Below are 12,181 nucleotides of genomic sequence, written 5' to 3'. Positions count from 1 at the left end.
GCTCCTGCAGTTTTTCCGCATCGCTCCAGTTCGGACGCGGCGACACCGGAATGGTCAGCAGGTCGTTGAGCAGGCTGTCACGCTCGCCGGCCAGGTCGATGCGCTGCAATTCGCTCTGCACCCCCTGCACGTCCACCTGGTGGTAGTGCAGCGCATGCAGCGTGGCGGCCGTGGGCGAGGGCACCCATGCGGTGGTGGCACCGGCCTTGGGGTGGCCGATCTTCTGCACCAGCATGTCGGCCATCAGGTCGGGCATGGCCCACATGCCCTTGCCGATCTGCGCGCGCCCCTTGAGCCCGCAGGCCAGCCCCACCAGCACGTTGTTGCGCTCGTAGGCGGTGATCCACGGCGTGGACTTCATGTCGCCCTTGCGCAGCATCGGGCCGGCTTCCATGGCGCTGTGCATCTCGTCGCCGGTACGGTCGAGAAAGCCCGTGTTGATGAACACCACCCGCTCGTGCGCTGCGCCGATGCACGCCTTGAGGTTTACCGAGGTGCGCCGCTCCTCGTCCATGATGCCCATCTTCAGGGTGTTGCGCGGCAGCGCCAGCAGGTCTTCGACACGCCCGAACAGTTCGGCGGCAAACGCCACTTCGGCAGGGCCGTGCATCTTCGGCTTGACGATGTACACGCTGCCGCTGCGCGAGTTGCCGCGCCGCTGCAGGTCGTGGATGGCGATCAGGCCGGTGAGCACCGCGTCCATGATGCCCTCGGGAATCTCGGCGCCATCGCCATCGAGAATCGCCGGGTTGGTCATCAGGTGGCCGACGTTGCGCACGAACAGCAGCGAACGGCCATGCAGGGTCAGTGTTGCGCCATCGGCTGCGGTGTAGACGCGGTCCGGGTTGAGGCGGCGCACGCGGGTCTTGCCGCCCTTGCTGATCGCTTCGCTCAGGTCGCCTTTCATCAGGCCCAGCAGGTTGCGGTAGATCAGGGTCTTGTCTTCGGCATCCACCGCGGCCACCGAGTCCTCGCAGTCGAGGATGGTGCTCAGGGCGGCTTCGACCAGCACGTCCTTGACCCCGGCCGCATCGGTCTGGCCGATGGCGCTGGTGGGGTCGATCTGGATTTCCAGGTGCAGGCCGTTGTTCTTCAGCAGCACCGCGTTCGGCTGGGCGGCATCGCCCTGGAAACCGACGAACTTGGCGGGGTCTTTGAGTGTGGTGGTCATGCCGCTGATGAGCTCGACGCGCAGTTGCCCGTCCTCGATGCGGTAGGCCTTGGCCTCGGCGTGCGAGCCGCCGGCCAGCGGTGCAGCCTGGTCCAGGGCCTTGCGCGCGAAGGCGATGACCTTCTGGCCACGGCGCGGGTTGTAGCCCTCGCCAGCCTCGGCGCCGTCGGCGTCGCTGATCGCATCGGTGCCATACAGCGCGTCATACAGCGAGCCCCAGCGTGCGTTTGCGGCGTTGAGCGCATAGCGCGCGTTCATCACCGGCACCACCAGCTGCGGGCCGGCCTGTTCGCACAGCTCGCTGTCGACGTTGGAGGTGCTCACCGCCACCTGTTCAGGCACCGGCACCAGGTAGCCGATCTCGCTCAGGAAGGCGCGGTAGGCCGGCATGTCGGCCACCGGGCCCGGGTGGGCGCGGTGCCAGGTGTCCAGCGCGGCCTGCAGGCGGTCGCGTTCGGCGAGCAGGGCGCGGTTCTTCGGCGCCAGGTCGTGCACCAGGGCGTCGAAGCCTTGCCAGAAGTTGGCCTCCGGCACACCGGTGCCGGGCAGGGCCTCGGTTTCGATGAAGTGCTGCAGGGCGCTCGCGACCTGCAGGCGTTGACGCTGAATACGGTCGTTCATGTTCGGTTGCTCCTGATCAGTCTTTAACGGCGGCAACGCCGGCCTTGGCCACCTGGGCGTCCTGTTCGGACTTGACCCCCGACACACCCACCGCGCCGACCACCTGGCCGTCGACGATCACCGGCACGCCGCCTTCGAGCGTGCCGCTGATCACCGGCACCGACAGGAACGCCGTGCGCCCGCCATTGATCATGTCTTCGTACAGCTTGGTTTCACGTCGGCCCAGCGCCGCGCTGCGGGCCTTTTCGGTGGCGATGTAGGCACTCACCGGCGCGCAGCCGTCCAGGCGCTCGAAGCCCAGCGGGTGGCCGCCGTCGTCGACCACGGCAATGCTCACGGCCCACTGGTTGGCCTGGGCCTCGGCACGGGCGGCGGCGAGAATCTGCTGCACGTCGCTCAGGGTCATTACGGGTTTGCTTTGCATGAAATCAGGCTCCTGGGTTGAGGGCTTGGTCAACGAGTTCGATCCAGTGCCGCACGGGGGTTCGCCCGGCACCGTCGAGGTGGGTCTGGCAGCCGATGTTGGCCGTGGCGATCACGTCGGGGTGGCCACTTTCCAGCGCATCGAGCTTGTTGTCGCGCAGTTGCCTGGACAGCACCGGCTGGGTCAGCGAATAGGTGCCGGCCGAACCGCAGCACAGGTGGCTGTCGGGTACCTCGGTAAGGTTGAAGCCCAGGCGTTTGAGTACGGCTTCAACTGCGCCGCCAAGTTTTTGTGCGTGCTGCAGGGTACACGGGCAGTGGAAGGCCAGGGTCTGGTCGCAGCAGGCCTCGAAGCGCTCCAGCGGTTCGGCGCGGATCACTTCGACGATGTCCCGCGCCAGGGCGCTGATGCGCTCGGCCTTGGCCGCGTAGGCCGGGTCGTCGCGCAGCAGGTAGGCGTATTCCTTGACGAAGGCGCCGCAGCCGCTGGCGGTCTGCACGATGGCTTCGGCGCCGGCTTCCACGGCTGGCCACCAGGCGTCGATATTGCGCCGCGCACGTTCAAGCCCGGTGTCCTGCGCGTTGAGGTGATAGTCCACCGCGCCGCAGCAGCCGGCCTGGGCAATCGGCGTGATGCTGATGCCCAGGCGGTCGAGCACGCGCGCGGTGGCGGCGTTGGTGTTGGGCGACAGGCTGCGCTGCACGCAGCCTTCGAGCATCAGCACGCGCCGTGCATGGGTGGCCTGGGGGCGTTGCCGGGCCGGTGCCACGCTGCGTGGCAGGTGGGTCCTGAATGCCTCGGGCAGCACTGGGCGCAGCAGCTCGCCGGTACTCACCAGCGCCTGGAACAGGGCCGGGCGCGGCACCACGGCGCGCAGGCCGCTGCGCAGCAGGCGCTGGCCCAGCGGGCGGGGTACACGGGCCTCGATGGCGTCGCGACCGATGTCCAGCAGCTTGTGGTACTCCACCCCCGACGGGCAGGTGGTTTCGCAGTTGCGGCAGGTCAGGCAGCGGTCCAGGTGCTGCTGGGTCTTCTCGCTGACGGTGTCCTGCTCGAGGAATTGCTTGATCAGGTAGATGCGTCCGCGCGGGCCGTCCAGCTCGTCGCCCAGTTCCTGGTAGGTGGGGCAGGTGGCATTGCAGAAGCCGCAGTGCACGCAACTGCGCAGGATGCGTTCGGCTTCGTCGGCGTGGGGCAGGCGCTTGGCCGCTTCGCTCAGGTTGGTCTGCATGGTGGCTCCTGGGTCAGACGTCGGCGTACTGGCGGCCGGGGTTGAAGATGCCCTGAGGGTCCAGGTTGCGCTTGAGCGTCTGGTGAAACCGCAGGATCGGTGCGGCCAGCGGCTGGAACGGGCTGTCCACCACGCCCGGGGTGAAGCAGGTGGCGTGCCCGTTGGCGGCGGCGGCGAGCTGGCGGATGCTGTCGGCATCGGCGCTGCTCTTGAGCCAGCGTTGCGCGCCGCCCCAGTCGATCAACTGCTCGCCCTCGATCGCCAGCGGCGCCGTCAGTGCCGGCACCGACAGGCGCCACAGCGGGCGCGGGTCGTCGAAGAACGCCAGGCGCTGTTCGCGCAGGTCGTCCCAGTAGCTGTCATCCAGCGCATCGCCGCCCAGGCGTTCGGCGGCGGCGCGTACCGAACCCTCGTTGCCTTCCAGGCGCAGGTACAGGGTGCTGCCGTCATGGCTGGCGGCGGTCAGCGGGATCGGCTGCTGGCCCCATTCGCCGAGCTTGTCCAGGGCCATCTGCAGCGGCATGGCCTGGCGCAGGCTGACCCGGCAGCGGTACTTGGGCAGCACCTTGAACGAGGCTTCGGTGATCACCCCCAGGCAGCCCAGGCTGCCGGCCAGCAGGCGCGACAGGTCGTAGCCGGCGACGTTCTTCATCACCTCGCCGCCAAAGCGCAGGTGCGTGCCCAGGCCGCTGATCATGCGCGTGCCCAGTACGAAGTCGCGTACCGAACCCGCCCATGGGCGACGCGGGCCCGACAGGCCGGCAGCGAGCATGCCGCCGACCGTGGCGTTGTCGCCAAAGCACGGCACTTCGCAGGCAAGCATCTGCCCGCCACGCTCCAGCGCGGCCTGCAGCTCGCGCAGGGGCGTGCCGGCGCGGGCGGTGATCACCAGTTCGGTGGGGTCGTAGGAGACGATGCCGGTGTGCCCGGCGAGGTCCAGTGGCTGGGCGTCGACGGGGCGCCCGTAGAAGGTCTTGCTGGCACCGCCGCGGATGAACAGCGGGGTGCGCTCGGCGATGGCCTGCTGCACGCGGGCCAGCAGGTCGGCGCTGCGGTCGCTGCCGTGGGCCGGGTCGAACAGTACGGTGCTCATCAGAAGCGCTCCAGGTCCGGGAAGGGCAGTTGGCCGTGGTGCACGTGCATGGCGCCGAATTCGGCGCAGCGGTGCAGGGTGGGGATGTTCTTGCCCGGGTTGAGCAGGCCCAGCGGGTCGAACGCAGCCTTTACCGCATGGAACAGGCTCAGCTCGTCGCTGTTGAACTGGGCGCACATCTGGTTGATCTTCTCGCGGCCTACGCCGTGCTCGCCGGTGATGCTGCCGCCGACCTTCACGCACAGCTCGAGGATCTTGCCGCCGAACGCCTCGGCGCGTTCCAGCTCGCCGGGGGTGTTGGCATCGAACAGGATCAGCGGGTGCATGTTGCCGTCGCCGGCATGGAACACGTTGGCCACGCGCAGGTTGTACTCGGCCGAGAGGTCGGCGATGGCCCCCAGCACGTGGGGCAGTTCGCGCCGGGGTATGGTGCCGTCCATGCAGTAGTAGTCGGGCGACAGCCTGCCCACGGCGGGGAAGGCGTTCTTGCGCCCGGCCCAGAAGCGCACGCGCTCGGCTTCGTCGCGGGCCAGGCGCACTTCGGTGGCACCGGCCTGTTCGAGCAGCACGCGCACGCGCTCGCAGTCGTCGTGCACGTCGGCCTCGACGCCGTCCAGTTCACACAGCAGGATGGCCTCGGCCTCTACCGGGTAACCGGCGTGGATGAAGTCTTCGGCGGCGCGAATCGCCAGGTTGTCCATCATCTCCAGGCCGCCGGGGATGATACCGGCGGCGATGATGTCGCCCACGGCGCGGCCGGCCTTTTCCACCGAGTCGAAGGCGGCCAGCAGCACCTTGGCCACCTGCGGCTTGGGCAGCAGCTTGACGGTGACTTCGGTGATGATGCCGAGCATGCCCTCGGAACCTGTGAACAGCGCCAGCAGGTCAAAGCCGGGGGCGTCCAGGGCATCGCTGCCCAGGGTCATGCGTTCGCCCTCGACGCTGAGCATCTCGACCTTGAGCACGTTGTGCACGGTCAGGCCGTACTTGAGGCAGTGCACGCCGCCGGCGTTCTCGGCGACGTTGCCGCCGATCGAGCAGGCGATCTGCGAGGAGGGGTCGGGTGCGTAGTACAGCCCATGCGGCGCGGCAGCCTGGGAAATCGCCAGGTTGCGTACGCCGGGCTGCACGCGGGCAAAGCGCCCGGCCGGGTCGATTTCAAGAATCTTGTTGAAGCGCGCCATTACCAGCAGCACGCCCTTTTCCAGCGGCAGCGCGCCGCCGGACAAACCGGTGCCGGCGCCACGTGCCACCACCGGCACCTTGCGCTCGTGGCACAGGCGCAACACGCTCTGCACCTCTTCCAGATGGCGCGGCAGCACCACCAGCATCGGCGTGGTGCGGTAGGCCGAGAGGCCGTCGCACTCGTAGGGCTTGAGGTCTTCGGCGGCGTGCAGGATATCCAGGTCGGGCAGGCGGCTCTGCAGGGTGTGCAGGAACTCGGCCCGGTCGACGCTGTGCAGCGCACCATCGACGCGTTCGTCGTAGAGAATGTTCATGGGCAGGCTAACGACCCTTGTCTTGTTGTTATGGAAGCTCGATGGAACACGGCTCACTTGCATCATTGGCCGGCGGCGGCTTAGTGTCTATCGCTCAAATCACTGGTCGAACCAGTTTGTTGCTGCGGTTTTTCCGGCTTTTTCATGAATATTCAATAAATACAGTTAGTTATGTATTGATCTGGCAAGGGGCATAAAGCCCATGGTGTCTGGTCATACCAGTTGGAGGGACGATGGGCGAAGCGCTTTCAATGCAGGTGGCAGACGTGGTGTGCGAGCGCATCGAGCGGCTGATCGTCGATGGCGTGCTCAAGGTCGGCCAGGCGCTGCCGTCGGAGCGGCGCCTGACCGAAAAGCTCGGCGTGTCGCGCACGGCCCTGCGCGAAGGGCTCAAGCTGCTGCGCGCCAAGGGCATCATCGAGACTGCGCATGGCAAGGGTTCATATGTCGCGCAGTTGTCGGGGCAGGGCAGCACCTCGGCATTGATGCACCTGTTCAGTTCGCAGCCGCGCACCCTGTACGACCTGTTCGAGGTGCGCAGCCTGCTGGAAGGGGAGTCGGCACGCCTGGCGGCGCTGCGCGGCACCGAGGCGGACTTCGTGCTCATACGGCGCAGCTACGAGGCGTTGCTGGCGGCCCATGAGCAGCCACTGACGGCCTCTGAGCATGCGCACCTGGACCATGCGTTTCACCTGGCGATCTGCGAGGCCTCGCACAACCCGGTGCTGGTGCAGACGCTGCGCTCGCTGACCGACCTGCTGTTGAACTCGGTGTTCGCCTCGGTGAACAACCTGTACCACCGCGATGTGCAGAAGCGCCAGATCGACCGCCAGCATGCGCGGTTGTACAACGCCGTGACCGGGCGAATGCCGGAGCAGGCGCGCAAGGCGGCGATTGCGCATATCCAGGGCATCTGCGCGAACCTCAAGGAGATCGAGGAGGAGGAGCAGCGGCTGGTACGCGCGACGTTGCGGCTGGAGGGGTGGGTTTGAGGGCGTGTGGGCCGGGGTAGGCGCGCCGTGCGGCGGAGCTCTGCCACATCTGCCCGCTGGTCGCAGCAAAAAATGCGAACGATTGCAGTCAAACCCACTCACACCTTGAGGGCACGACCCCACGCCCCCCGTCGAAGGAGCAAGCGTATGACCCAGCGAGGCCAGGACACCATCGAATGGCTGCAAGGCCAGTCCATGCTGCAAGCCGCCCGCGACCGCGCCCGGCTGTATGCAGGGCAGGCGCGCATGTGGCTGCACCCTTACGCCGAGGCCCGCGCCCGCGACGCCAGTGCCATCGCCTCGGTGTGGCTGACGGTGTACCCGGCCTCGATCATCGTCGAGGAGGGCGGTTCGGTGTTGCAGGCGCTGGCCCATGAGCAGCTGTGGCAGGCGCTGTCGGAGCTGGGTATCCAGGGCGTGCACACCGGGCCGTTGAAGCGCTCGGGCGGCATCACCCAGCGCGAGTTCACCCCCAGCGTGGACGGCAACTTCGACCGCATCAGCTTCGACATCGACCCGCGCTACGGCAGCGAGGCCGAGCTGGTGCACCTGAGCAAGGTGGCCTCGGCGCACAACGCGGTGACCATCGACGACTCGATCCCGGCGCACACCGGCAAGGGCGCCGATTTTCGCCTGGCCGAGATGGCCTACGGCGACTATCCCGGGCTGTACCACATGATCGAGATCCGCGAAGCCGACTGGGGCCTGCTGCCCGAGGTGCCGGCCGGGCGCGATGCGGCCAACCTCACGCCGGCCATGTGCGACGAGCTCAAGGCCCGTCACTACATCGTTGGCCAGTTGCAGCGGGTGATCTTCTTCGAACCCGGCATCAAGGAAACCGACTGGAGCGCCACGCCGCCGGTACTCGGGGTCGACGGCAAGCTGCGACGCTGGGTGTACCTGCACTACTTCAAGGAGGGCCAGCCATCGCTGAACTGGCTGGACCCAAGCTTTGCCGCGCAGCAGCTGATCATCGGCGACGCCCTGCACGCCATCGACGTGCTCGGCGCCCGTGGCCTGCGTCTGGATGCCAATGGCTTTCTCGGCGTGGAGCGGCGCGCCGAAGGGCCGGCCTGGTCGGAGAGCCACCCGCTGTCGGTCACCGGCAACCAGTTGCTGGGCGGCATGATCCGCAAGGCCGGTGGTTTCAGCTTCCAGGAACTGAACCTGACCCTGGACGACATCGCCAACATGTCCCACGGCGGCGCCGACCTGTCCTACGACTTCGTCACGCGCCCGGCCTACCAGCACGCGCTGCTGACCGGTGACACCGAGTTCCTGCGCCTGATGCTGCACCAGATGCATGCGTTCAAGATCGACCCGGCCTCGTTGATCCATGCCCTGCAGAACCACGATGAACTGACCCTGGAGCTGGTGCATTTCTGGACCCTGCACGCCAACGACAGCTACCTGTACAAGGGCCAGACCTTCCCCGGCAACATCCTGCGCGAGCATATCCGCAGCGAGATGTACGAGGGCCTGGCGGGCGAGCACGCGCCGTACAACCTCAAGTTCGTGACCAATGGCGTGTCGTGCACCACGGTCAGCATCATCACCGCCGCGCTGGGCATTCGCGACCTGGGCAGCATCGACGCCGAGCAGCTGGCGCTGATCCAGAAGGTGCACCTGCTGCTGGCCATGTACAACGCCATGCAGCCGGGGGTGTTTGCGCTGTCGGGCTGGGACCTGGTCGGCGCCTTGCCGCTGGAGCCCGAGCAGGTGGAGGGGCTGATGGGTGACGGCGACACCCGCTGGATTCATCGCGGCGCCTATGACCTGGCCGACCTGGACGTGGAGGCGCAGCTCTCGGCCGAGGGCCTGCCGCGTGCGCGTTCGCTGTATGGCAGCCTGGCCAGCCAGTTGCAGCACCCCGACAGTTTTGCCAGCAGCCTGAAACGCATGCTCGCTGTGCGCCAGGCCTATGCGATTGCGGCGAGCCGGCAGATCCTGATCCCCGAGGTGGCCAACCCGGCCTTGCTGCTGATGGTGCACGAGCTGCCGGCAGGCAAGGGCATCCAGATCACCGCACTCAACTTCGGTGCCGAGCCACTGAGCGAAACCCTGCATCTGCCGGATGTAAGCCCCGGCGCGGTGGTGGACATGATCAACGAACGGCTGGAGGGCGAGCTGAGCGAAGCGGGGGAGATGACCATCAATCTGGACGGCTATGAGGGCCTTTCGCTGCGCATCGTGAGCAGTGTGGCGACGCTGTAGGCGTTTGCATGCGGTAACGTTTTTACAGGCCCGGGGCTTCGTGTCTGACGGTTCCCCGGCCCCTTCGCTGGCAAGGCCAGCTCCTGCAAAGGGCCGCCACCGTCACCGCACTGCTGCCTGCCCCGTGACACACCCCGCCCACCTGATGGAAAATGCCCGACGCCTCTCCCCACCAAAAGGCTTCTGCATGGACAAGCTGGACCGGGCAATACTCGACCTTCTGCAAACCGACTGCACCCGCGCGGTGGGCGATATCGCCGAGCAGATCGGCCTGGGCACCACCGCCTGCTGGCGGCGCATCCAGAAGCTCGAAGAGGCCGGCATCATCCGCGGCCGCGTGGCCCTGCTCGACGGCAAGAAGCTCAATGTCGGCGTGGTGGTGTTCGTCTCGATCAAGACCACCCAGCACAACGCCGACTGGCTGGCCGGCTTTCATGCCGCCGTGGCCGGTATCGACGAAGTGCTGGAGGTGTACCGCATGGCCGGCGACACCGACTACTTGCTGCGCGTGGTGGTGCCGGACGTGGCCGCCTACGACGCGGTGTACAAGCAGTTGATCCGCATTCCGGGCCTGTCCGACATCAGCTCCAGCTTCTCCATGGAGCAGATCAAGTACTCCACCCGCCTGCCGCTGCGCTATGCGCCCTGAGCCGATCATGCTGCACCAGGCCGGCGCCGACGACAGGCAGGCGGCCGTCGCCTTCGTGATGCAGGCCCGCGCCGCGCTGTTCCCCAAGCTCGCCGCCACCGGGATGCCGGCAGACCTGCAGCAGTTCGAACAGGTCTACCTGCACGGCGCGGGGCGTTTCCTGCTGGCCCGCTGCAATGGCCAGATCGTCGCGGCCATCGGCTACCTGCCTTACGATCACCGCTTCCGCCAGCTCGACTACCGTGGGCAGAAGGTGGTGGAAGTGGTGCGCCTGTTCGTGTTGCCGGCCTATCGCCGCAGCGGGCTGGCCGGCGAGTTGTACCGCGCATTGCGTGAGCTGGCGCTGCAGGACCAGGTGCAGGTGCTGTACCTGCACACCCATCCGTTTCTGCCAGGCGCCATTGGTTTCTGGCAAAAACATGGCTTCGAGATCATCGATGTGGAAGCCGACCCGGTGTGGCAGACCACCCACATGCAATGTCGCCTGCCCGCCGGCTGAACCTCAGAAGCGCCCGTTGAGCGGGTATTCCACCGCCAAACGGATCTGGTCGGCATCCAGCTCGGCCTGGGCAGTGTTGCCCCGGTGCACGTTGTGCCGCAGCGACACGGTGGTGCCCTTGGCCACGCCGCCCTGCACCACGTAGCGCGCCTCCAGGTCGCGCTCCCAGTGCTTGCCGCCTTCGCCGTAGCCCAGGTACGCATAGCCGCCACGCGGGTCGACGTGGCTGCCATCGATGCGGCTGCCGCGCACATACGCCGCACTCAGCACCAGCCCGGGCAGGCCCCACGGGGTCATTGCCAGGTCGTAGCGGGCCTGCCACGACTGCTCGTTGGGGGCGTTGAAGTCCGACAATTGCACGGCGTTGCTGATGAAGATCGCGCCACGGGTCACATAGTCGAACGGTGTGTCGCCATCGACCTTCTGGTAGCCCAGGCTGAAGCTGTGCGGGCCCTGGGCGTAGGTCGAGAGCAGGCTCCAGGTGGTGTTGTCGATCTGCCCGGACAACGCCTTGCCGGTGTCGGTGGTGCGGTACAGGTTGAGGTTGAAGGTGAGCGAGCGGTTGGCGTCCAGTGCATGGCTGAAGGTGCCGCCCAGGTAGTGCTGGTTCCAGGTATCTTCGTAGCGCGAGGTGTACAGGCTGGCGCTGAGACTCGGGCTTGCGCTGTAGACCACCCCGGCCAGGTCGAAGGCATCGCCCTTTGCTGCGTTGGAGTAGTTCACCACGAACCCCTGGTCATGGCTGCTGGCGTTGCGGTCGGTGCTCTCGGTGAAGTGCCCGCCTACCAGTTTCACCCCATCGAATTCGGTGCTGGTGACCAGCACCCCGGTGGCGGTTTCGGGCAGCAGGCGGCTGTCGGACGAGCTGAACACCGGGGTCTTGACCCGCTGTTCGCCATACGACAGCACGGTGGAGGAGGCCCGAAGCTTGACCGCCGCGCCGCCGCGGCTGAACTCGTTCTTGGGGTGGCCGTGGTTGTCCAGCCCCAGCAGGCGCGCCTTGCCGGCGCGTCCGCCGCCGCTGTCCAGTTGCACGCCAAGGTAGGCATGGGCATCCACGCCCACGCCGATCAGGCCCTGGGTGAAGCCCGACTGCAACGTGCCCATCAGGCCATAGGCCCATTCCTCGGCATAACCGTTGCGCTCGGCACGGGGCTTGTAGGCATTGCGTGCGCCGCTGTTGCGCATGCCGTGGCGGTATTCGCGGTTGTCGTACACGCTGCGGTTGAGCAGGCTCCAGGTGCTGTCTTCGATAAGGCCGTTGGCCTGCTCCTGGGCCGATTCGGCCAGCACCAGGGGCGCCGGCCCGGCCAATGCCAGCAGCAGGGCCGAACGGGTGCGCAGTGCGATCATTGTGCGGCCTCGCGTTGCAGCAGGGCGGCAAGACGATCTGCTGCACGCCTGGGCAAGGTGCTCGGCAGGCTTGGTGGCGTGGCGGCGGGCTCACCGACCTGGATCAGCATCACCATGCCCATCGACAGGTGCGGGATGCACTGGATGCCGTACAGGCCCGGCACGTTGAAGGTCTGCTCGATTTGCTGGTTGATCCTGCCCTTGAACGCCTCGGCGCCTTCGGGCAGCAGGCCGGGCAGCGAGGCGGCATTGTGCCCGCTCTGGGTGGCGATGAACTTCACCGAATCGCCGGGGGCGATGCGCAGGTAGTCCGGCTCGTACACCATGCTGCCGGTCGCACCACGGTTGAGCATTTTCACTTCGTGCACCTCGGCCGATACCGAAGGGGCGAGCAGGGCGCTGGCGAGCAGCAGGGGCAAGGCGGCAAGGCGCATG

The 12,181-nt window shown here is 67.0% G+C and carries 11 protein-coding genes; 4 read left to right on the top strand and 7 right to left on the bottom strand.

The features are described from left to right. The 5 genes from NJH59_RS21635 to glcD form a co-directional block, all read right to left on the bottom strand. Positions 1 to 1,792: malate synthase G (locus tag NJH59_RS21635; protein ID WP_253087295.1), on the bottom strand; the 1,792-nt coding region annotated here is incomplete at its 3' end. A 16-nt stretch (positions 1,793 to 1,808) separates the two neighbouring features. Then, positions 1,809 to 2,216: a heme-binding protein gene (locus NJH59_RS21630; protein WP_043861167.1), complete on the bottom strand. Its 408-nt coding sequence runs from the start codon at positions 2,214 to 2,216 to the stop codon at positions 1,809 to 1,811. A gap of 4 nt (positions 2,217 to 2,220) precedes the next feature. Beyond that, on the bottom strand, positions 2,221 to 3,447 hold the full coding sequence (gene glcF, locus NJH59_RS21625) for a glycolate oxidase subunit GlcF (RefSeq protein WP_043861168.1): 1,227 nt from the start codon (positions 3,445 to 3,447) through the stop codon (positions 2,221 to 2,223). A 13-nt stretch (positions 3,448 to 3,460) separates the two neighbouring features. After that, complete coding sequence (glcE, locus tag NJH59_RS21620) at positions 3,461 to 4,540, bottom strand: glycolate oxidase subunit GlcE (protein ID WP_054915154.1); 1,080 nt, start codon at positions 4,538 to 4,540, stop codon at positions 3,461 to 3,463. Further along, complete coding sequence (gene glcD, locus NJH59_RS21615) at positions 4,540 to 6,039, bottom strand: glycolate oxidase subunit GlcD (RefSeq protein ID WP_043861170.1); 1,500 nt, start codon at positions 6,037 to 6,039, stop codon at positions 4,540 to 4,542. The genes glcE and glcD overlap by 1 nt, the downstream gene beginning before the upstream one ends. A gap of 233 nt (positions 6,040 to 6,272) precedes the next feature. On the opposite strand from glcD, the gene glcC reads away from it, so the two are divergent. The 4 genes from glcC (at position 6,273) to NJH59_RS21595 (ending at position 10,393) form a co-directional block, all read left to right on the top strand. Continuing rightward, on the top strand, positions 6,273 to 7,031 hold the full coding sequence (gene glcC, locus NJH59_RS21610) for a transcriptional regulator GlcC (protein WP_043861171.1): 759 nt from the start codon (positions 6,273 to 6,275) through the stop codon (positions 7,029 to 7,031). 147 nt (positions 7,032 to 7,178) lie between these two features. Next, a complete protein-coding gene (gene treS, locus NJH59_RS21605; protein ID WP_253087294.1) occupies positions 7,179 to 9,245 on the top strand; it encodes a maltose alpha-D-glucosyltransferase in 2,067 nt (688 codons plus the stop codon). A gap of 187 nt (positions 9,246 to 9,432) precedes the next feature. After that, positions 9,433 to 9,894, top strand: coding sequence for an Lrp/AsnC family transcriptional regulator (locus NJH59_RS21600; RefSeq protein ID WP_043861187.1), 462 nt, complete (start codon positions 9,433 to 9,435; stop codon positions 9,892 to 9,894). 7 nt (positions 9,895 to 9,901) lie between these two features. After that, positions 9,902 to 10,393 carry a GNAT family N-acetyltransferase gene (locus NJH59_RS21595; RefSeq protein ID WP_253087293.1) on the top strand — a complete coding sequence of 164 codons (492 nt, stop codon included), beginning with the start codon at positions 9,902 to 9,904 and terminating at the stop codon, positions 10,391 to 10,393. 3 nt (positions 10,394 to 10,396) lie between these two features. On the opposite strand, the gene NJH59_RS21590 is transcribed toward NJH59_RS21595, so the two are convergent. Further along, a complete protein-coding gene (locus tag NJH59_RS21590; protein ID WP_253087292.1) occupies positions 10,397 to 11,746 on the bottom strand; it encodes an OprD family porin in 1,350 nt (449 codons plus the stop codon). Continuing rightward, positions 11,743 to 12,180: a pseudoazurin gene (locus NJH59_RS21585; protein ID WP_058541265.1), complete on the bottom strand. Its 438-nt coding sequence runs from the start codon at positions 12,178 to 12,180 to the stop codon at positions 11,743 to 11,745. Before NJH59_RS21585 ends, NJH59_RS21590 begins: the two co-directional genes overlap by 4 nt. Position 12,181: the final 1 nt, after the last annotated feature.

It is taken from the genome of Pseudomonas sp. VE 267-6A, from assembly GCF_024126555.1.
Taxonomy (GTDB): domain Bacteria; phylum Pseudomonadota; class Gammaproteobacteria; order Pseudomonadales; family Pseudomonadaceae; genus Aquipseudomonas; species Aquipseudomonas palmensis.
The sequence above is the reverse complement of the archived record's forward strand: the minus strand, read 5'-3'. Positions and strand labels throughout refer to the sequence as shown.